Annotated in this window: 20 protein-coding genes; 9 read left to right on the forward strand and 11 right to left on the reverse strand. The window is 65.2% G+C overall.

What is annotated here, in order from left to right; genetic code table 11:
* Positions 1-62: 62 nt before the first annotated feature.
* From NA5_RS28370 to NA5_RS28390, 5 genes are all read right to left on the reverse strand, one after another.
* Positions 63-1334, reverse strand: a complete 1272-nt coding sequence (locus tag NA5_RS28370) for a hypothetical protein (protein WP_062991451.1) — start codon at positions 1332-1334, stop codon at positions 63-65.
* On the reverse strand, positions 1331-1708 hold the full coding sequence (locus NA5_RS28375; protein ID WP_062991453.1) for a hypothetical protein: 378 nt from the start codon (positions 1706-1708) through the stop codon (positions 1331-1333). The genes NA5_RS28370 and NA5_RS28375 overlap by 4 nt, the downstream gene beginning before the upstream one ends.
* Before the next feature lie 10 nt (positions 1709-1718).
* Positions 1719-2312, reverse strand: coding sequence for a DUF3558 domain-containing protein (locus NA5_RS28380; RefSeq protein ID WP_062991455.1), 594 nt, complete (start codon positions 2310-2312; stop codon positions 1719-1721).
* Between the two features lie 166 nt (positions 2313-2478).
* Positions 2479-2697 (reverse strand): DUF397 domain-containing protein, encoded by a 219-nt coding sequence (locus NA5_RS28385; RefSeq protein WP_062991457.1) that lies wholly within the window; start codon positions 2695-2697, stop codon positions 2479-2481.
* Positions 2694-3575, reverse strand: a complete 882-nt coding sequence (locus tag NA5_RS28390; protein WP_062991459.1) for a helix-turn-helix domain-containing protein — start codon at positions 3573-3575, stop codon at positions 2694-2696. The genes NA5_RS28385 and NA5_RS28390 overlap by 4 nt, the downstream gene beginning before the upstream one ends.
* 388 nt (positions 3576-3963) lie before the next feature.
* Here NA5_RS28390 and NA5_RS42460 point away from each other — a divergent pair, with 388 nt between their 5' ends.
* Both NA5_RS42460 and NA5_RS28400 read left to right on the forward strand, forming a co-directional pair.
* Positions 3964-4389, forward strand: a complete 426-nt coding sequence (locus NA5_RS42460) for a DUF4254 domain-containing protein (RefSeq protein WP_245672437.1) — start codon at positions 3964-3966, stop codon at positions 4387-4389.
* 485 nt (positions 4390-4874) lie between these two features.
* Positions 4875-5093 carry a hypothetical protein gene (locus NA5_RS28400; RefSeq protein ID WP_062991462.1) on the forward strand — a complete coding sequence of 73 codons (219 nt, stop codon included), beginning with the start codon at positions 4875-4877 and terminating at the stop codon, positions 5091-5093.
* A gap of 185 nt (positions 5094-5278) precedes the next feature.
* Here the strand turns inward: NA5_RS28400 and NA5_RS28405 are convergent, their stop codons facing one another.
* A complete protein-coding gene (locus NA5_RS28405; RefSeq protein WP_157110680.1) occupies positions 5279-6034 on the reverse strand; it encodes a maleylpyruvate isomerase family mycothiol-dependent enzyme in 756 nt (251 codons plus the stop codon).
* Positions 6035-6386: 352 nt separating this feature from the next.
* Here NA5_RS28405 and NA5_RS28410 point away from each other — a divergent pair, with 352 nt between their 5' ends.
* Entirely contained in the window at positions 6387-6605 is a 219-nt protein-coding gene (locus NA5_RS28410) for a hypothetical protein (RefSeq protein ID WP_062991464.1), read from the forward strand.
* An 80-nt stretch (positions 6606-6685) separates the two neighbouring features.
* On the opposite strand, the gene NA5_RS28415 is transcribed toward NA5_RS28410, so the two are convergent.
* Positions 6686-7177 carry an inorganic diphosphatase gene (locus tag NA5_RS28415; protein ID WP_062991466.1) on the reverse strand — a complete coding sequence of 164 codons (492 nt, stop codon included), beginning with the start codon at positions 7175-7177 and terminating at the stop codon, positions 6686-6688.
* Positions 7178-7355: 178 nt separating this feature from the next.
* On the opposite strand from NA5_RS28415, the gene dacB reads away from it, so the two are divergent.
* The gene (gene dacB / locus NA5_RS28420; protein WP_062991468.1) at positions 7356-8819 is read left to right on the forward strand and encodes a D-alanyl-D-alanine carboxypeptidase/D-alanyl-D-alanine endopeptidase; all 1464 of its coding nucleotides are present in this window, start codon (positions 7356-7358) and stop codon (positions 8817-8819) included.
* Between the two features lie 13 nt (positions 8820-8832).
* Entirely contained in the window at positions 8833-9948 is a 1116-nt protein-coding gene (locus NA5_RS28425; protein WP_084484490.1) for an Rv3626c family coenzyme F420 biosynthesis-associated protein, read from the forward strand.
* Between the two features lie 757 nt (positions 9949-10705).
* On the opposite strand, the gene NA5_RS28430 is transcribed toward NA5_RS28425, so the two are convergent.
* On the reverse strand, positions 10706-11158 hold the full coding sequence (locus NA5_RS28430) for a winged helix-turn-helix transcriptional regulator (RefSeq protein WP_062991472.1): 453 nt from the start codon (positions 11156-11158) through the stop codon (positions 10706-10708).
* Between the two features lie 88 nt (positions 11159-11246).
* Between NA5_RS28430 and NA5_RS28435 the strand changes: the two genes are divergently transcribed.
* The 4 genes from NA5_RS28435 (at position 11247) to hpt (ending at position 14077) form a co-directional block, all read left to right on the forward strand.
* Positions 11247-11834 carry a dihydrofolate reductase family protein gene (locus NA5_RS28435; protein WP_062991474.1) on the forward strand — a complete coding sequence of 196 codons (588 nt, stop codon included), beginning with the start codon at positions 11247-11249 and terminating at the stop codon, positions 11832-11834.
* A 44-nt stretch (positions 11835-11878) separates the two neighbouring features.
* Complete coding sequence (locus tag NA5_RS28440; RefSeq protein ID WP_062991524.1) at positions 11879-12262, forward strand: PPOX class F420-dependent oxidoreductase; 384 nt, start codon at positions 11879-11881, stop codon at positions 12260-12262.
* Positions 12263-12501: 239 nt separating this feature from the next.
* A complete protein-coding gene (gene tilS / locus NA5_RS28445) occupies positions 12502-13518 on the forward strand; it encodes a tRNA lysidine(34) synthetase TilS (protein WP_084484479.1) in 1017 nt (338 codons plus the stop codon).
* Position 13519: 1 nt separating this feature from the next.
* Positions 13520-14077 carry a hypoxanthine phosphoribosyltransferase gene (hpt, locus tag NA5_RS28450; protein WP_062991478.1) on the forward strand — a complete coding sequence of 186 codons (558 nt, stop codon included), beginning with the start codon at positions 13520-13522 and terminating at the stop codon, positions 14075-14077.
* Here hpt and NA5_RS28455 read toward each other — a convergent pair whose 3' ends face one another.
* The 3 genes from NA5_RS28455 to NA5_RS28465 are packed head-to-tail and all read right to left on the reverse strand — an operon-like array spanning position 14078 to position 19592.
* On the reverse strand, positions 14078-14791 hold the full coding sequence (locus NA5_RS28455; protein WP_084484480.1) for a cyclase family protein: 714 nt from the start codon (positions 14789-14791) through the stop codon (positions 14078-14080).
* Positions 14788-17028 carry a serine/threonine-protein kinase gene (locus NA5_RS28460; protein ID WP_062991480.1) on the reverse strand — a complete coding sequence of 747 codons (2241 nt, stop codon included), beginning with the start codon at positions 17026-17028 and terminating at the stop codon, positions 14788-14790. Before NA5_RS28460 ends, NA5_RS28455 begins: the two co-directional genes overlap by 4 nt.
* Positions 17025-19592 (reverse strand): serine/threonine-protein kinase, encoded by a 2568-nt coding sequence (locus tag NA5_RS28465; RefSeq protein ID WP_084484481.1) that lies wholly within the window; start codon positions 19590-19592, stop codon positions 17025-17027. Before NA5_RS28465 ends, NA5_RS28460 begins: the two co-directional genes overlap by 4 nt.
* Positions 19593-19755: the final 163 nt, after the last annotated feature.

Here is a 19755-nt window from a genome sequence, read left to right on the forward strand (position 1 = left end):
AACCGATTGCCATTCCGTGCGCTTACCCACTCCGCCGTTTCCACCGCCCGGCCTCGCTCGGGTTAGTAGCGGGATTCACTGTCGTGGTCTGCGCCGATTACCGGGGGGACGGTTTTGGGTCGGGAGTTCAGGCCGGTGAGTTCTTCGCCGTGTTCGGCGGTGATGAGGTAGTCGGGGACGGCCTTTTTGCGGTCGTCGTCGTTGGACTTGTTCTGGCCTGGGGCGCCCATGCCCGACATGCCGGAGCGGCCTGATGTTGCGGTGCTCTGGCGGGTTGTGGCGGCGGCTGTGGTCGTTGCCGTTGCTGGTGTGCCGGAGACGGTGCGGCCGGGGCTGCCCTGGGTGGTTCCGGGGGCGCCAGTGCTGGTTGGGCGGCCGGTGGTTCCGATGCCGGGGGTGTTGAGGGTCGGGGTGGACGTGCTCGTGGTTGCGGTGGTGGGGGAAGTGGGTTGTGTTGTCGCGGTTGCGCTTTGGGGGTTGGTGCTGGCGGCGGTGGTGGCATCCGGTGTTGTCGACGACGGGTTTGTGGATTGCTCGGTGCCCGTCGGCTGGCCCGAATCCTGGCCCTGGTTGCCCGAACCGTCCGAGCCGCTGCCATCGGAACCCGAGGAACCGCCATCGGAACCCGAAGGTCCGTGTGTACCACCGGAATCCCCGCCTGGTGAGACCGGGCCGGGACCGTCGGCGATCGTCGGCGCGGTGGGCATGTAGGGGACGCCGACATCGGTCTGTCCCGCGACTTGGCCGTAGACCGTGCGCAGGATTCTGCGCCCCTCTTGCTCGGCCTCGGTGCTGGTGTATTCGTCGGTCTTCATGACGCCGTCTTTGGGCAGCGTCTTTCCGGCGATATCCGGGCGCTCGGTCAGGCCGGGCATCAATGCCTGGGTCTGCTCCAGGCCGGTCTTCATTTCCGCGAGCTTGAGACTGGTCAGGGTGGCTGCTTGCGCCAGCGGAACGGACTTGTCGTAGTAGTTGTGCACTGCGGTGGTGGCTGCCTGCGCCGCAGCACCGGTCCATCCGGTGTGGCCGTTCTGGCCGGTGATGGTGCGATCGAATTCGCGCTTGAAGACCTCGAAAGTGCCGGTCAGCTCGGCACCGATATTCGCCCACATGGTGACCGCGTCATCGACGAGTTTCGGCTTCATCGCCGAGACAGCGGTCTGCATTTGCTCGAGAGTGAGGTGGTCGTAGCTGTCCGGAGTCGTGATGTGCGGCGGTTGCGTCTCGCCATCGAAACCGTTGTAGCCCGACTCGGTCTTGTAGATCCAGTCGCGGTCCCGGTTCCACTGTTCCTGTGCCTCGATCACCCGGCGTTGGTAGTCCTCGTACGTCATTCCGGAGTCACCTGCTCGAACTGGGAGGCACGGTCTTGGTCTAGGGCGATGAAGTTCGCGATCGCTTGTGCCACAACCTGTTTCACGGTGTTGACGGAATCGATGTGTTGCTTGATCACGACATCCAGTGAGCGGTCGTTTCCCGAGGCGGTCTCGGAGAACTTCTTTTCGAGGATTTTGCCGGAGTTGAATGTGCCGAAACCTGTTATGTTGCCGACGCTGCCGATCTTGTCGAGCACTGTGTTGAGCCTGTCGATTTGGTCGTCGCAGACCTTGTCCAAGCCCTTTCCAACCTCGGGGTCTAGCGACAGCTCACCGGCGTTTGCCTTGTCGAGCAGTCGTTTCCATTCACTCGGATCAACACCGTTGATCATTCCCCCTCCATCAGTGTTCAGGCAGGTACTGGGCCAAGGCTTCAGTGAGGCGACGCACCTCGGCACACGGTTCACCAGCTTGGGGACCGCTAGTCCCGTATCGGTTCATTACCTTGAATTCGACCATTCCATGCGGCACCTCAACTCCGAGCCAGCAGGTCAGCTCATACGTGGCGCCAGGCGGGCGGAACTGGAGTGCCCTGTGGGAAGCGACAGTCGTCCAGAGATAGTCCACATAGTCGGATCTCTGGCTGGTCTCCTCCAGCGTGTGTTCCGACGACAAGATTCCGAAGTTGTACGTTTTCGGCGCCGATAGCCAACCGCAAACCTTCCAGCCTGTCGGATCGACTCCGGCGACGGTGGTGTCCTTGCTGGCGGTGTTCAGCCCGAGTGCAGATATCGCGGAGTCGGGAATGTCGCAGGGATTCCAGATCGCTGCTTCGGGATCTTTCGAGGTAGTGGCTGCTGCCGTAGTACTTGCCGATGCTTTCGTACTGCTAGGCGTCGGCGTGCCATCCACTGAGTCGTTGTTGCATCCGGCAAGCGCTAGCACCGCGCCAAGGATCAGGGCCGCAGCGCGCGGCATCTTCGCTGTACCGACCATCCGCGAACCCCTTCGCTGCCACCCGTACCGAGGGGTCATACGCATCCCCCGCTGCTCCGCAACCCTACCGTCTGGAGCTGGCGACCGGCAACGACACCAGACAATGGTCAGACGCCGAAAGAGCCTCCCGCACTCACTCTTGTGCGGGAGGCTTCGTATCGATCACTCAGGAGTGGTTGAACTTCCCATCGGCAACGGCGCTGGTGAAGGCATCCCATTCACCGCCGTCGAAAACCAGTGCACGGCCGCCCGGATTCTTCGAGTCCCGCACGCCGACCACGCCGCTGGGCAGAAACGCCACCTCGACACAGTCTTTCGTCGCGGAACTCCGAACGCTCTTGAACCAGCGAGCCTCGGATAGTTCGTCGTCATGCTTGCCGGTCACGCGGCGTACTCCCTTGCTAGCTGCCGAAGCAGACTCCTGCTCGCTGTCTCATCCAACGCGGCGCGTTTGATGACCTCATGAGCCACATCGTAGCGCTGGACGTGACTGGGTGACTCCAAATATAAGTCGCCCGTGAAGTTTTCAAGGTAGACAACGGGCGGCTCGATCGGCTTCTTATTCTTGTCCAACCGGAAGTTGACGATCGTGAATAGCCCGATCGGGTCGCCCAGTGGGATGCCAGCGGAGAACGGGAGCACCCGCAGCGTGATGTTCGGCAGAGTCGACATGTCAGCCAGATGTCGCAGCTGTCCGCCCATGACCCGACGGCCGCCGACCATCCGGCGCAGCGCGCACTCGAGGAGTACCGCATTCAATTCGACTGGTTGCCGCTTCCTGGTGAGGATCTTCTGACGGCGCTGTTTCACTTCAACCCGCCGTTCGATTTCCGCGCCAGAAATACCGGGAAGTGCTGAACGGAGAAGGGCCCGAGAGTAGTCCGGGGTTTGTAGTAACCCCAACACAACGTCCGGCGCATACGAAGTCAACCGCCGCGCCGCAGCCTCCAGACCCACGTACACATCGAAGTCTTCCGGAATCAACTTCCCATACTCATGCCACCAACACTTCCCCGACGCCTGCTGCGCCAACCCCAGCAACCCCGCCGTCACCACCTCCTCCGCGTCATACACCGCACACAGCTCTCGAATATCCAGCAGCCGTATGCGATTCGCCTGACCGGTCTCCAACCGCTGCAAGGTCGTCTTACCGCGTTCGATCAACTGCGCCGCCTCGGGCATTGTCATCCCGGCCTGTAAGCGCAGGTCACGCAGATGGCGTCCCAGTTGTCGTCGCGGCACCGTACTTCCAGAATCCGTCATGGCCCCCTACCTCAGTGTTTCGGAAACGAGTGTGATGTGTCCGTGGATGTACCGATCCGCGGACACGGAACTTGTCCTCGCCTTTCGGCGCGATTCGAATGCAGACCCCATGAAGACGCTGACTCCTCCGCCTGTCGCGTGCTGTGCTGTTGCCGCGCCCGGTCGGAGAGCCGTAGGAAACTCGAGAAACCTATTGGATCACAACGGATTGCCGCTTATCCGCAGATTCGGCCGGGCGCTTTCGAATTCACCGACGAGAATCGAGGAATCCGATGGATCACCGGAGACGGCGACTCGGCCGGACGCATCCGCACGCACCCAGCCCGAACCCCATCGGCGATGTCGTGGTCGTCGACGCGATCCGGCCGCATGCGCGCCGAGGGTGTTCGTGCTGATCGAACCGCTGCCGACCAAGGGGGAAGTGCTGCGCGCCTGCCGCGGCGTCGAGCACGCCGCGCACCCGCTCCTACACGCGGCCTACGAACTAACCTGCCTGCACGAGAGTCGCCTCGCCGACGGCGGCCGCACCGATGACATCGATTGCCGGAGAGCGAAATTGGTGCGCCACATCAATCATTGGGTCAATGCGCAACTGGCGCCCGCACATGGCGGCGCATCGGTGCACACCGAAACCCTCGGCGCGGTGCTGGACCGCCTCGCCCAATACACCGCCACCGCCTACGCAGCCCTGGCCAGCGCCACGGACGACGCGCTCGGCGACGCCTGGGAGGCACTGGCCGAATTGGCCATCGGCTACGAGGATTTGGCGCACGACCTCGCCGCGGGCCGTCGCCGCCTCCCCGGCGCCCCCTGAACCCGCCCGCCCCGCCTTGAAGTCCCTCGGCTGTCAAGGAGTATGCCCCGGTGCTCTGAAAGTCCTGGTTGGATGCGGTTGTCGAGTGCCGTGCCCTGCTGCTCCCGAACATCCTGGTGGGCTGCGGTTGCCGAGCGCATGCCCTACTGCTCCCGAACACCCGATGGAGTTCAGCTGTCCAGCTGCGCATTCCGAACCAACAGTTACTCGATCCTGCCCGATCGCCGCCCCCACACGACAACGCGACTCTTCAAGATCACAATGTGCTGGTGGCGGTAAATGTCGAGAGCCCGTCTCCAAGAACGCATTCTCGGCGGCTATTTGAGTTGTGGTGGCGAGAGTCGTTCGGGCGCAACGGGAAGGGTGGGGTAGGTGATGTTGCCCAAGGGGGTGATTGGTCGAGCCCTAGGGGTGGCTGTTCGGGCGGTGAATTGTCCTTAACGTAAGCGAGGTAATCAATCAACATCGCTTTCAGGAGCAGTGAAATGCGGATCAAGTCCTTTATCGCGGCCGGTCTTCTCGCCACCGCCGCCGTCGCCGGGGTGTCGACGGCAGCAACCGCGTCTGCGGCCACGGGCTACTACTACGGCACCTATGCCACCTCTGCGGCGTGTGCCGCGGACGGCGCCTCGCCCAGCACCGGCGGCTACTACTACGAGTGCGTCGAAACCTATAGCGGCTGGGATCTTTACATCTACTACTGAGCCGATCCGTCGATAACCGAAATCAGCGGCGGCGCAGAGTAATCGAAAAGCGGGAAGTCCGAACAACAACGGACTTCCCGCTTTTCGTTGTTCGCGCGCCGACGTCCGGGCCGCTGCCGTTAATGCCAGCCGCCAGGGCCTGCCGAAACCGAGTTTCGCCAACGGAAACCGGCACGCGCCGGAACTCAGAATTTGATGCGCTCCAGCCAGGTCGTGAGTATGGAGAGGTCTCCGGAGGTCTGCACGCGTGGGTTGTCGGCGGGGATTCGGCGCACCAGCAGGAGGAACAGATCCACGGCGGTGCCCTGAACCGTCAACGATGCCGGTGCCTGGCTGTCACTCCAGGTGATCGTGTCCCCGGAACGCAGAATCGCCCAGGTGTCATCGGTATCGATGGTGCGCAACCGCAGGCTGGCGCCTTCGTCGAGTGGTGTCTCGAATCGTGGTCCCTTCTCGACGATTTCGAGGAACTCCGACAGGCCGTCAGCGGCGATCTCGGGGGCAATGTCCAGCTCGCGGTCGAGAGCGAGCAGGGCATCGGCGCGGTGGACGCTCGCCTCGTGCAGGCGTCGGCGTACCCACCATTCGGCAGGACGCGCGGAGCCGAACGGCGTCCAGACCGGCACGTCGGAGCCCATGAGGTCGACGCTGTCGATCACCGCTCGGGCACCGGCCCGCAGCCACCGGTCGGCCTCCTCGAGTTCGCGTGGGCGGCGGACATCGGGAACTAGCTCGAATTCCAGGAATTCGGTGGCTCGCTCGGCGATCATCGCTGCGGCCCAACGGTTTCCACCGCCGACGTGGGCGATCAGATTCGCCAGGTTCCAGTCCGGGCAAGTCGGTATCGGTGTCTTCGGATCGGCGGACAGGTACAGCTCAGCGAGCTGATCGGTCTCGCTCAGCAATGCTTTGCGTAGCGCCGATGTATCGAGAGATATCACGAATTCGACGCTAACCCGACTTGATTCGATGGGCGTCGCAATTCGGGTCAATCATGACGGCGGTCACCGGTCCTGCCGAAAGCCCTTCGAACGGATCGAGCACAGTTGGCAGCGTCGGGTCGCTCCCCGAGGCATTCTGCACACCTTTAGTTACCTTCGCGCGCCTTGCTGCAAAAGTGCGCGATAGCGACAAGAGTGCCCCGAAGTGCCATGAGTGCAGGTGTGCAGGGTGGCGAAGGTGGCATTGCCCCAGGTGGTGGTTGTTCGACCCCTAGGGTCGGCTGTGCTGAACGTTTGCTGTTTCTACCGTTAGCGGGGTAATCAACCAACTCTCGCTTTCAGGAGCAGTGGAATGCGAATCAAAACTCTCATCGCGGGCGGTCTTCTTGCTGCCGCCGCTGTCGCTGGGGTGTCGACGGCAGCGACCGCGTCGGCCTCCACGGGCTACTACTACGGCACTTACGCGACCCGCGCCGCGTGTGCCGCCGACGGTGCCTCGCCCAAGACGGGCGGCAACTACTGGCAGTGCGTCCAGACTTACAGCGGCTGGGATCTCTACCTCTACAACTGATCCGCAATAGCAAAAGCGGGAAGTCCGAACCGGACTTCCCGCTTTCGTTTGGGGCGAATCATCCACCGCCCCAATAGAACTCAGTGGCCGCCTTTTTCCTGCAGCCGCTTGATCGAGGCCTCCACCTCGGCCTCGGCCTCGGCGCGACCGACCCACTCCGAGCCCTTGACGTACTTGCCCGGCTCCAGATCCTTGTAGCGCTCGAAGAAGTGCTTGATCGCGGCCAGTTCGAATTCCGGCACATCGGCCAGATCCTGGATGTGGTCCCAGCGCTTATCGCCCGCGGGCACGCACAGGACCTTGTCGTCGCCGCCCGCCTCGTCGACCATCTTGTACATCGCGACCGGACGCACCTCGATCAGGCAGCCCGGAAACACCGACTCCGGCAGCAGGACCAGCGCGTCCAGCGGGTCGCCGTCCTCGCCGAGGGTGTTCTCGATGTAGCCGTAGTCGGCCGGGTAGACCATGGACGTGTAGAGGAAGCGGTCGAGCCGGACCCGACCGGTCTCGTGATCGACCTCGTACTTGTTCCGAGAACCCTTGGGGATCTCAATGGTGACGTCGAACTCCACGCCATCTCCTTCTGATGCCTCTGTGTGACTGTCGTCGGAACGCCGACTCGACAGGTGTTCGGGGGGAACGGTGTCGGAACGAGGATAGTGTGGTCGGCGGGCACTCGGGTGCGGTAGGTGGGTGGACCCGGCGGCCGTGTGACAGTCGGGCGATACGAGACGGAGAGACGGCGGGCACGTGGTGGGTGGCAGCAATGCGTATAACGGTGGCTCGACCACCAAGCGACGCCGCATTATCTGGATCTTCGTCGCGTTCATGCTGGCCCTGCTGCTCGGCGGCGGGGCAGGCGTGCTGATCGCGGTCAAGCCGTGGACCGAGGGATTCCGGCACGGCGGGCTCACCATCGCGGCACCGCCCGCGCCGGTCACACCGGTACCGCAGGTCGCGCCCGCGCCCTCGAATGCGTCCGCGCCGACTCCGGCCGGTATCGCCGCCGCGCTCGCACACGTGGTCACCAATCCCGACCTCGGCGCATTCGCCGGTGAGGTCACCGATGCGGCCTCCGCGACGGTGCTGTGGAGCGCCGAATCCGATAAGCCGATGATTCCGTCGTCCACCGCCAAGATCCTCACCACCGCGGCCGCCCTGCTCACCCTGCCCGCGGATCATCGGGTGAGCACCCGCGTCGTCACCGGAACCGCGCCCAATGAACTGGTGCTGGTCGGCGGCGGCGATCCGACGCTGACCGCGCAGCCCGACGGCAAGGGGTATTACCCGAACGGGCCGCGCCTGTCGGATCTGGTGTCACAGATCAAGGCGTCCGGACGTCAGGTCGACACCATCGTGGTGGACACCTCCGCGTATTCCGGCCCACCCATGGCCCCCGGCTGGGATCCGGTCGATATCGGCGAGGGTTCGATCGCGCCGATGGATCCGGTGATGCTCGACGGCGGGCGTCTCGATCCGCTGGTCGAGTACTCGCCGCGCACCCCGACTCCGGCGCTGGCCACCGGACAGCGCCTGGCCACCGAACTCGGACTCGATCCCGCCAAGGTGCGGATCGGCAATGCCGCCGCCGGTGCGACGGAGGTGGCGAGCGTGCAATCCGCGCCGCTGCGGGACCGGCTGCGCGACACCATGGTCTACTCCGACAATGTGCTCGCCGAGGCCATCGGGCGCGAGATCGCGATCGCGTCCGGTAATGAGGCATCGTTCACCGGGGCCGTCGCCGCCCTCGAAACCGCGCTCGGCAAGGGCGGATTCGATCTCACCGGCCTTTCGATGCGCGACAACAGCGGCCTGTCGACCGAGGATCGGGTGCCCGCCCGGCTGCTCGACAAGATCATCGCGACCGCGGCCAAGCCGAGCGGAGCCAATGCCGTGCAGCCGAGCAACACTAAGGCCAAGCCGGAAACCGACCGCATCGCGACCACCCTGGCGCCGTTGCTCGACGATCTGCCGATCGCGGGTGCGACAGGCTCGCTGAGCAGCCGTTATGTCGCGCAGAACCGCGGCGGCGCGGGATGGGTGCGGGCCAAGACCGGAACTCTGTCGGTGGCGAGCACGTTGGTCGGGTATGTGCTGGATAGCGACGGCCGGGTATTGACCTTCGCATTGATGTCGAACGATCGGCCACCGGAGCTCAGCCGACCCGCATTGGACGCCATCGCAGGCACGCTGCGCAACTGTGGATGCTCGTGACGGGTGGTTGACCATGTTCGAAGGCACTGATGAAACGGGCGCTGCGCCCGCCGTGAATTCGGCTGCGGACGCTCCGGCCGAGCGCAGACGCTCCGGATTTTCCGGTGCCGTCGATTGGCGCCTTGCCGCGCGCACCGGCGCCGCGCTGGTGCCGTCCGGACCGCGGACCTCGCGGTATTCGGCCGAACAAGTAGTGAGTGAGCTGGCCGAGGCATCGGTGCGGGCGGAGGGACCGGTTCGTGAGGTGAGCGGTCTGCTCGACGACCAGCCGGTGCCATCGGCCCTGATCGTCGACCGGCCCGGCTGGATCAATGCGGCCGCCGATTCCATGGCCCAGTTGACCGGCACCGGACCGACATCGGACAAGGGCCTGCTCGCGGGCAAACCCGCGGGTGTGCAGGCGGGCGCGATGCTGGCGTTCCTGTCCACCGCGATCCTCGGCCAGTACGACCCGTTCACCGGACCCGATGGGACGCTGCTGCTGGTCGCGCCGAACATCATGGCCGTCGAGCGCGCACTCGGCGTCTCGCCGACCGACTTCCGCTTCTGGGTCTGCCTGCACGAGGTGACCCACCGGGTGCAGTTCTCCTCCGCGCCGTGGCTGGCCGATTACATGCGCGCCAATGTCGACATCCTCGGGGAGGTCGGCGATGAACCGCTCGCCGAAATGCTCGGCCGCCTCGTCGAGGAGGTGCGCGACCGCCGCCGCGGCACCGGCACCGATGACCCGAATTCCCGCGGCGTCGTCGGTCTACTGCGCGCCACCCAGGCCCCACCGCAACGCGAGGCGCTGGACCGCCTGCTGATGCTCGGCACCCTGCTGGAAGGCCACGCCGACCACGTCATGGACGCCGTCGGCCCCACCGTCATCCCCACCGTCGAACAAATCCGAGCCGCCTTCGACAAGCGCCGCAAACGCCCCACCAACCCACTCCAACGCCTCCTGCGCGCGCTGCTCGGGGTGGACGCCAAGGTCGCCCAATACGTCCGCGGCAAGAAATTCGTAGACGCCGTGGTGGCCCAAGTCGGCATGACCCAGTTCAACACCATCTGGACTAACGCCGAAACCCTGCCTCTCGCAACGGAAATCGAGGCTCCCGAGCGTTGGGTGGCCCGCGTTCTCGGGTAGTTTCGCGGTGGGTTGCCCAGGGGGTAGAGGCCGTCGAGTGCTGGGTGGTCCGTGTTCTCGGGTGGTTCGTGGTGGGTTGCCCAGGGGGTAGAGGCCGTCGAGTGCTGGGTGGTCCGTGTTCTCGGGTGGTTCGTGGTGGGTTGCCCAGGGGTAGAGGCCGTCGAGTGCTGGGTGGCCCGTGTTCTCGGGTGGTTTGTGGAGGGTTGCCCAGGGGTAGAGGCCGTCGAGTGCTGGGTGGCCCGTGTTCTCGGGTGGTTCGTGGCGGGTTGCCCGGGGGCAGAGGCCACCGAGTGCTTGGTCCCCCGTCTCATGTGGTCCGAGGTGGGACATCGATTGCCTTTGCGTTCGCCAGCGGAATCGAGGCTCATGTGTGTCGGGAGGTCCGCGTTCTCGGGTGGTTCGCGGCAGAGCTTCGATCGTCTACCGCGTTTGCCAGTGGAAATCGAGGCCTCTGAGCGCTGGACCGCCTGCTTTCTCGGGTGATTCGCGGCGGTTCTCGATTGTCTTTTGCATTTGCCAGCGGAATTGATTCTTGCGCTGGATCGGCCGCACTCCCAGGTACTTCGCGGGGGATGCCGATCCTCTATTGCGTTGCATCCGAGGGTATTTCGCCCCACACCAGCACCGCCCCATGCGACGCCCTCCGCTTGCGGTGCTCTCCGCCTGCCTTGACGAAGCGTCGCATATCCAGTGAGTACCTCGCACAAGCTATAGCCTGTGCGAGGTACTCACTGGATATGCGACAGCCCGGGGACGGTCAGGCGGCTGCGCCGGGGCCGGATAGGTGGTCGATGTCGTTGGCGTGCATTGGGTTGCCGCAGTGGGTGCAGCGTAGGTCGACGGTGCTGATTTCGCCGCAGGCGTGGTGGCGGTAGAGCACCGGTGGACCGGCCTCGCCCGCGAGCCATTTGTCGCCCCAGGTGGTCATGACCATGAGTAGGTCGACCAGTTCGGTGCCCTTCTCCGTCAGGACGTACTCGTAGCGCGGTCGCTGGTCGTAGGGGCGGCGGGCGAGCACGCCCTGGTCGACGAGGTGGTTCAGGCGTTCGGTCAGGACCTTGCGCGAGATACCGAGGTCGGCCTGGAGTTGATCGAATCGGTTGAGTCCGACCCATACGTCACGCAGGATCAGCGGTGACCAGGGTTCCCCGATGACGTCGAGGGTGCGTGCGATCGAGCACGCCATTTTGCTGAAGTCCGTGCGCTGCATGAAGCCAGTTTAGCAACCTGAGTTCCCTTAGGGAACTTTGACTGTTATGGTCGTAGCGTCTCTCGAAGGAACTCAGAAAGGTACGCAGATGGGCAAGGTCATCAGCGCTCACGCGGTGTCGGTCGACGGTTACATCACCGGTCGCAATCCCGGCGCCGGGCGCGGCCTCGGCGACGCGACGATGCTCTTCGACTGGTATTTCAATGGCGATACCCCGAGCCAGGTGTTCGACGGATTCGGCCTGAGCGAGCCCAGCGCCCGGGTCTTCGACACCCTCGCCGCACGTTCGGGCGCGATCGTGGCGGGCCGCAACACCTACGAGGACTCCGACCATTTCGGCGGCGGCAGCCCGCACCCGAAGGCCCGGCTGTTCGTGCTCAGTCACCGACCGGCGCCGCAGCTGACCGACCGGCAGACCCTGGTCACCACCGGCATCGAGGACGCGATCGCGGCCGCCCGCGCGGCCGCCGGTGGCAAGGACGTCGGCCTCATGGGCGGCGGCGTCCTGACCGAGGCATTGCGGGCGGGGCTCGTCGACGAGGTGATCCTGCACCAGGTGCCGATCCTGCTCGGCGGCGGCCGCCCCTTCTTCCAGTCGCTGCCCGAGCACGTGCGCCTCATCGAGGCCGTCCCGGCGCCCGGCGTCACACATCTGCACTACCAGGTCGAGCGATGACCTCCGACCAGCCCGTCCAGAACCCACACCAGGAGATGACCCCAATGCTCGACCCCGATGTCCGCCGCGTACTCGACGGCACCTCGATCGCCCACCTCGCCACCGTCCTCCCCGACGGCGGACCGCATTCCGTCCCGGTCTGGGTCGGCACGCACGGCGACCACATCGTGATCCTCACCGGGCCGGGCAGCCGCAAGGCCCGCAACCTGCGCCGCGACCCGCGGGTCGCACTCTCCCTGACACCAGTGGACAACCCGTTCGAGCCGGTCATTGTGCGCGGCCGCGTCATCGAGTGGCTCGAGGGCGATGCGGCCTGGACGATCATCGATCAAATTGCCGAAAAATACATCGGTCAGCCGTACACCCGAGACCAAGAACGCGTCATCGCGGTCATCGAACCCGAGCAGCAGACGGTAGGTGTGTCCTGAGCTGGCCGATGGCGTACCGCGTCGCGCGGCTCAGTCGCAGTCGCTGCCGTTGACGCGCGGTACTCGTAGGCGGGTGCGCAGCTGTTCCACATGGTCGCTGTTCAACCTGATAGTGCTTTGTGGCTCAAAGGAATCCACGCGCCGCCGGTGCTGTCTTCGAGGCGCCGGAGCACGGATACCGGTGACCTGCGGCTACCGCGGCAAAGAGCCGTGCGGCCCGAATCGCGTAGTCTCCGGATATGAGCCGTACGGCGGGAGCGATGCCCGGGAATTCGCGGCGGCTGCCCGAGACCGAGGCGGTGCTCGAGGTGCGGCGGGCAGTGCGGGGGTGGTTGGCCGATTACGCGACGGATGATGTGACGGTCGCGCTGTCCGGGGGCGCGGATTCGCTGGCGTTGACCGCCGCTGCCGTTGTGGAGGCGGGTCGGGTCGACGCGCTGATCGTCGATCATCAGTTGCAAAAGGGATCGGACAAGGTGGCGGCCGAGGCGGCCGCTACGGCGCTTGCGCTCGGATGTCGGTCGGCGCATGTCTTGCCGGTCGAGGTCGGCAACGACGGGGGGTTGGAGGCGGCCGCGCGGTCGGCTCGGTATGCGGCGCTCGACGGGGCCCGCGACGGGTTGCCGGTGCTGCTCGGGCACACGCTCGACGATCAGGCCGAGACGGTGCTGTTGGGGTTGGGGCGGGGGTCGGGTGGGCGCTCGATTCAGGGGATGGCGGCGTTCGCGGATCCGTGGGGGCGACCGCTCTTGGCGGTGCGGCGGGCGGTGACGAGGCAGTTGTGTGTCGATATCGGGTTGACGCCATTCGATGATCCGCATAATTCGGCGGCGGAGTTCACCAGGGTGCGGCTGCGGAACGAGGTGCTGCCGTTGCTGGAGGAGGTGCTCGGGGGCGGGGTCGCGGCGGCGTTGGCGCGCACGGCCGAGCAGTTGCGCGACGACAGTGCGGTACTGGACGCACTGGCCGATGAGCTACTGCGTGCCGCGAGTGATGGCCGAACCCTTTCGATAGAGACCCTCGCCACTTCCCCCGCAGCCTTGCGTCGCCGCGCGATCCGTGCATGGTTGCTGGCCGGTGGCGCTAAAGCCCTGACCAACAAGCATTTACAGGCGGTTGACGAATTGGTTACCGCATGGCGCGGGCAGGGCGGCGTCGCGGTGGGCGGCGGAACACCGGGGCGCAGGTTGGTCGCCGCGCGCGAACATGGCAGGCTGACTTTGCTTCTGCACAACACCGGAAGGGAAACCAACTGACGTGTACGAGGGCGATATCGCGTCGGTGCTGATCACCGAGGAACAGATCGAGGCCAAGACCCAGGAGCTGGCCGAGCTGATTGCCAAGCGTTATCCGGCCGACGCCCCCGAGGGCGATCTGTTGCTGGTCGGCGTGCTCAAGGGCGCGATTTTCTTCATGACCGATCTCGCCAAGGCGCTGCCGATTCCCACTCAGATGGAATTCATGGCGGTCTCCTCCTACGGCTCGTCCACCTCGTCCTCCGGTGTCGTGCGCATCATGAAGGACTTGGACAAGGACATCGCGGGCCGCAATGTGCTGATCGTCGAGGACATCATCGACTCCGGTCTCACGCTGTCGTGGCTCAAGCGCAATCTGTCCACCCGCAATCCGGCCTCGCTCGAGGTCGTCACCCTGCTACGCAAGCCGGACGCGCTACGCACCCACGTGGAAGTCGCGCACGTCGGCTTCGATATTCCGAACGAATTCGTCGTCGGCTACGGCCTCGACTACGCCGAGCGCTACCGCGACCTGCCCTATATCGGCACACTCGACCCGAAGGTCTACGGCGGCGCGTAATCAGGGCAACATCGCGAATATCGTTGCGGGCGAACCGGATCCACCGCTGTAGAGCGCAGCGCCGACCAGCACCCAGGCGCCGGTGGCGGGCAGTTCGGCGAGATTCGCCAGACATTCCAAGCTGATCCGATGTTCGCGATACAGCAGCTTCGACACCTCATAGGTGTCGTCGGTGCCCAGATCGGGTCCGAACGTATCGATGCCGAGCGCGCCACGCCGCCCCAGCCGCCCGGTCCGCAAAAGCCATTTCACCGTCTCGACCGCGAATCCCGGTTGATGATCGGCACTTTCGCCGGTTCCGATGAATTCCGGCGTCCCCCATTTCTCATCCCATCCGGTCCAGGCCACCACCGCCGACCCGTCGGGTATCCGGCCGTGCCGACTCTCCCACTCCCGCAGATCACCGATATCGATCGCGTAATCCCGATCGTTCGCACATTGGTCGCGCACATCGATCTTCACCGCTGGCAGCAGCAGATCGTCGAGGTCCAATTCGTCGGCGGCCAGTCCGTCGGCATGGAAGTGGATCGGTGCTCCCCAATGGGTTCCGGTGTGCTCGCCCTGCTGGATATAGCGCAGGTAATAACCGTCGTTCGCGACGGTCGCGACAATATCGGTGCGGAATTCGGGATCGCCGGGAAATAGCGGCGCGGTCGCCGGATCATGGATATGGGACAGGCTGACCAGCCGCCCGAACGGCCGCGCGCCGGTCATCGCTTCCGCTGCGGAATCGCGCGCGCCAAGGCCAGCAGATCGGCCTCGAGCATTCGGAACAACCGATAGGTGAGCACGAATGCCAGGATGCCACCCACGCTGAGCACCCGCACCGAAACGATCACCAAATCCAGATCGGCGGCATCGACGAAGGTCGCGCTGGCCACGCCGAGCAGCGGAACCGATGCGGCCACGCCCAGATAGAAGTTCCCGCGCTTGGCGAGTTTGCGCAGTTGCTCCTCGTCCTCGGCGCCGACACCGCCGCGCACGAGCAGCTGTGGATAAATCGAACGCACCGCATAAACCATGATCGGGAAGAACGGATACGCCAGCGCGATCGCGGCACACACCACCTGTGCGGCGTAGAAATGCAGAAAGGTCGCGCGCGGTAGATCGACGCCGAAGAAGACCGGCGCCAATGGCCACACCACCCCGGCGATCAGCCAGAAACCGAATGGCACCCACACCGCCCAGTCACCCATCTGCAGCGTGTCGCGCCGCGCGGCGGCCAGGGTGCGCGGGGAGTATTCCCGCCCGCGGGCCAGCCGGAATCCGATGGTCAGCGGGCGGCGGGTGAGGAAGAGCAGCAGCAATCCGGCGATCGGGAAGGCGATGAGGTTGGTGACCAGGCCGCCCGCGGCGAACCGCTGCTGGTCGGCCGCCGTCATCCGATCGATGATCAGCGAGTTGTTCAGGTTGATGTTGTAGACGCTGGCGAGCAGATTCGGCACGCCGACGCATAGCGTGAGGATCGGTATCAGCCAGCCACGTGACCGGTGCGCAAAACTCGTCGGCGCCGGGTCGACCAGCTCCCTGGCGCGCTCGTCGAGACACAGATCCAGTTGTGCGGCGAGTTCGGCACCATTGCGCCAGCGCCGTTGCGGATCCGCCCGCAGACACTCCAGCAGTACCCGCCGCAGCGCGCTCGGGGTGTCGGCGGGCAGCTCACGCAGGGTCGCCGCGGTGACGCCGCGCTCGCGCAGGGCAACCATGGTCGCGATGGTTTCGGCGCGGGCGTCGGGATCGGCGGGCATCGGCGGATCATCGAAGGGCATCACGCCGGTAAGCAGTTCCCACAGCAGCGCGCCGAGAGCGTAGATATCGCTGCTCGGGCCGGGAGGCGGTGCGGCCGGATCGAGCAGTTCGGCGAGTTGTTCCGGCGCACGGTAAGGCAGCGAATCCCGTTCGGCGGCAAGTGGATTCGACGCCGATCGAGGTGCGGCCGTGCGCGCGGCGAAATCGGCGAACTTGGGAATGCCTTCTGCGGTGAACAGCACATTCGCCGGTTTGATATCGCGGTGCAGTACGCCGTGCTGTTCGGCGTAATGGAGCGCGTCGGCCAGTCGCCTGCCGATCCAGGCCACCGTCTCCGGCCAGCTGAGTGCGGCGATTTCGGCGCGAACACTCGAATCCGACGGCCGGATCTCGCCCCTGGCCTCCATGGCGGCATCGATGGCGCGCAGCAGCAGCACCCCGCCTTCGGATTCCGGGCCGCGCCGCCGCTCGGCGAGCACCCCGGCCGCCGTGCCGCCGGGCAGGTACTGCATGTAGACCAGACGGGTCGATGCCGGGGCTTCCGGTGTCGCGGCAGTGACCAGGCGCTGATCGAAAACGCGTACCAGATGCGGATGATCCAATTGCGCCATGCTGTGCCCGCCCGCCACGCGGCCCGCCGAAAGTCGCACGGCCACAAGACGTTGCATGGAGCGCTGCCTGGCGAGGAAGACCCGGCCGAGGGTGCCGGTGCCGAGATCGGTGAGCAGATCGAAGTCATCGATCCGACGGCCCGGCGACAGACCGGCGACCAGCGCGGCGGCGCGTTCGGTATCGGCCGCGGTGTCGTCATCGTCGGCGTAGACGGCCAGCCGAGCCCGCACATCCTTGGCCAGCTCCGGATATTCGGCGAGGAAATCCGCCAGTTCCAGCGGGCCGTACCGGCGGCGGGCCAGGAATTCCTCGCAGAGCAGATCGACCAATTCCGCACTGTGCTCGACCTCGGGAAATTCCTTGCGATACTCGGCGATGCGTTTGCCGAGACCCTCCCGATCCCAGCGGTGGCGCAGATCGATGCGGACCAGATCGGTGAGCACCGCCAGACGCACCTGGGCGCCGTCGGGGATGTACTGCGCGATCGGGGGTGGTTCGTCCCGGTCGCCACGCAGGCAGTGCTGCCAATCTTCGGTAAATCTGGTTATGGGGTCGGTCTCGCCTGGATTCGCGAAATCGGCAGATGTCACGATCGCGGCTCCGCCGCGGCGAGCCTGTCGCGCTCCCGATCCGCCGAAATGTTTTCGCGGTCAAGAGAATCCACCGGCGCGACCACCCGCTCCAGCGCACGCAGATCGGCCTCGAGTGCACGGAAGAGCAGGTAGGAGCCGATGAACGCGATGATGCCGCCCACACAGAGCACGCGCACCGCGTCGATGACCATCGGAATATCGTCGGGCGGCAGGAAGGTCACCCCGGCCACCGCGAGTAGCGGCACCGAGGCCGCGACCGCCAGATATCCGTTGGCGCGGCGATCCAGGCCGCGCAGCCATACCGCGTCCTCGGTACTGATCTCCCCGTGCCGCAGGAAGATCGGATAGATACATCGGACCATGAAGAAGCACACCAGGAAGAACGGGTACGCCATCGCGATAGCGCCGCACACCACGATCGAGGTGAGGAAGTGCACCACCGCGCGGGCGGGTACATGCCCGGCCGCCAATTGCAGCGCGATCGGGAAGGTGAATCCGGCGAGCACCCACAGCGAGAAGACCACCCACACCGCTCTGTCGCCGAACAGCAGGGAATCCGCCCTGGCCAGCCGCAGCGTCTCGGCATCGTAGCGGCGGTGGCGGCGCAGTCCGTGCGGCACCGTGATCATTCTTCGGGACATATAGAGGATCAGCGTCGCGCCGAGCGGGAAGAAGATTCCGTTCACCACGGTGGTGATGATCATGAAGGTGCGCCCGGCGTCCTCGGGCAGCCGGTCCACGATCAGATGCTGGTTGTGTTGGATGTTGTATGCCGAGGCGAGGATATTCGGGATGCCTATGGCCAGCGTCACGATCACCAGCCGCCACCCCCGCAACTTCAGCCGCCAACTGCCGGGCGGCGGGTCGACCAGATCCCGGGCCCTGGGGTCCATGCACAGGTCGAACTGCTTGGCAAGCACGCCGCCATTGGCCCAGCGCCGCGTCCGATCCGATTCCAGACAGGTCAGCAGCACCCGCCGCAGCGCCGCCGGGCAATTCGCCGGAACTCGTTGCAGCGCAACGTCATCCACCCCGGCCGTGCGGCGTTCCAGCATGCCCTCCAGCGCGGTGTCGTCGCCGTGGTCGGTCGCGCTCGCGGTGGAATCGTCGAACGGCTTCGCGCCGGTGAGCAATTCCCACAGCACCACACCGAGGGAGTAGATATCGGAGCGGGTGTCCAAATCCTCGGCTGTGCGCTCGCGGCCGGGATGGCAGGCCTCCAACTGCTCGGGCGACATGTACGCCAGCGAGCCGCCGAAATAGGCCACCGGACTGGTGCCCGCGACATTGCGGCTGAAGCTGATATTGAAGTCGGCCAGTTTCGGCACCGCCTCGGCGGTGAGCAGGATATTGGCCGGTTTCACATCGCGATGCAATACGCCGTGCGCGGCGGCGTACTCCAGCGCTTCGGCCAATCTGCGGCCCAGCCAGGCCACGGTTTCCGGCCAGCTCAGTCCGGCGATCTCGGCGCGCACACTGGAATCGGTCGGGCGAATTTCACCCTTCTCCTCCATGGCCGCGTCGACCGCATCGAGCAGCAGCTGTCCGCTGCGTTCGGCGGGTGGGGTGGCGCGAACCCAGCGCAGCACGCCGAGCAGGGTGCCGCCGGGCAGGAACTGCATGTACAGCAGCCGCAGTCGACGCATGGCTGGATCGCGGGCGTCATCGGAGCCGAGCAGCCGCTGATCGAAGACGCGCACGATGTAGTCGTGGTCGAGCTGGGCCAGGGTCTGCGGTTCGGTGCCGTGGTCGGCGGAGATCTTCACCGCGACCAAGCGCTGCAATGACCGCTGCCTGGCCAGGAATACCCGGGCGAAGGCGCCGCTGCCGAGTCCGGTGAGCAGGTCGAAATCATCGATGGACTGACCGATCTCGATCCGGTCGAGTGCGCTGAATTTCCCCGGACCGGTTCCGATCGTGGTCGGAATGGCGGTCGCCGTCTCGGTTGCGTCGACGGTGGCGCGAGTCACGTCAGTATTACGATCGGCCTGCTGGGTTCGGTTCATTCCGACGGTTTGATCGGCTTGCACGGTTCGGCTCAGTTCGGCCGCCGCACGGGTATTGGCGAACTCGGTGAGCACCGAATCCTCGAGCGCCGCTCGGCGGGTGCTCTGGTCGATGTCGTCGGCATTGAGCAGTGCGCGCAATTCGGTCGCTTGTTGCGGATATTCCCGAAGACAATCCTTCGGATCGACCCGTTCACCGCTGTGCCGTCGGATGACGAACTCTTCGTAAACCAGACCAGCCGGAATGCCCTCCGGTTCGAGTTCCGGAAACTCGGCGCAGTAGTCGTAAAGCCGTTTGCGCGGCGTCGGCGTCTCGGGCAGCCGGATCCACCGATGTCGCAGGTCGACGCGGATCAATTCGATCAGGGCGGCCCGGCGCAGGGATTCGGCGTCGGGGAGAAAGTCGGCGATCTCCGGTGGCCGATGCGCCGATTCCCATGCGGTCGAGAAGGCCTCGACCACGTCGTTCTCGGGGCGCGACAACGGCCCGCCCCAGTCTCTGGTCGGCTCGGCGTCGAGATCGGTTCGGTGCGTATTTTCGGGATCAGCACTCATTTTCGGACCTAGCTGCTGAGCGGATGTCGAGTATCCGCAGTGGCCGTTCGGTGGATGTGCCCGTGAATTTCCGCCACACCCGACGACATCGTCCCCCGAGCAGTAATCGAAATGATAACTTGCGCCACAACAGCGGATCACCCGATTTCGACAACCATGCGAC

Origin of the sequence: Nocardia anaemiae NBRC 100462, from assembly GCF_001612725.1 — a bacterium.
Classification (GTDB): Bacteria; Actinomycetota; Actinomycetes; order Mycobacteriales; family Mycobacteriaceae; genus Nocardia; species Nocardia anaemiae.

Bases quoted from the DNA above. Each gene is read 5' to 3' on its own strand.
- NA5_RS28370 (WP_062991451.1), bottom strand. From the start codon at position 1,334: ATGACGTACGAGGACTACCAACGCCGGGTGATCGAGGCACAGGAACAG.
- NA5_RS28375 (WP_062991453.1), bottom strand. From the start codon at position 1,708: ATGATCAACGGTGTTGATCCGAGTGAATGGAAACGACTGCTCGACAAG.
- NA5_RS28380 (WP_062991455.1), bottom strand. From the start codon at position 2,312: ATGGTCGGTACAGCGAAGATGCCGCGCGCTGCGGCCCTGATCCTTGGC.
- NA5_RS28390 (WP_062991459.1), bottom strand. From the start codon at position 3,575: ATGACGGATTCTGGAAGTACGGTGCCGCGACGACAACTGGGACGCCAT.
- NA5_RS28400 (WP_062991462.1), top strand. From the start codon at position 4,875: ATGCGGATCAAGTCCTTTATCGCGGCCGGTCTTCTCGCCACCGCCGCC.
- NA5_RS28410 (WP_062991464.1), top strand. From the start codon at position 6,387: ATGCGAATCAAAACTCTCATCGCGGGCGGTCTTCTTGCTGCCGCCGCT.
- NA5_RS28425 (WP_084484490.1), top strand. From the start codon at position 8,833: ATGTTCGAAGGCACTGATGAAACGGGCGCTGCGCCCGCCGTGAATTCG.
- NA5_RS28430 (WP_062991472.1), bottom strand. From the start codon at position 11,158: ATGCAGCGCACGGACTTCAGCAAAATGGCGTGCTCGATCGCACGCACC.
- NA5_RS28435 (WP_062991474.1), top strand. From the start codon at position 11,247: ATGGGCAAGGTCATCAGCGCTCACGCGGTGTCGGTCGACGGTTACATC.
- NA5_RS28440 (WP_062991524.1), top strand. From the start codon at position 11,879: ATGCTCGACCCCGATGTCCGCCGCGTACTCGACGGCACCTCGATCGCC.
- tilS (WP_084484479.1), top strand. From the start codon at position 12,502: ATGAGCCGTACGGCGGGAGCGATGCCCGGGAATTCGCGGCGGCTGCCC.
- NA5_RS28455 (WP_084484480.1), bottom strand. From the start codon at position 14,791: ATGACCGGCGCGCGGCCGTTCGGGCGGCTGGTCAGCCTGTCCCATATC.
- NA5_RS28465 (WP_084484481.1), bottom strand. From the start codon at position 19,592: ATGAGTGCTGATCCCGAAAATACGCACCGAACCGATCTCGACGCCGAG.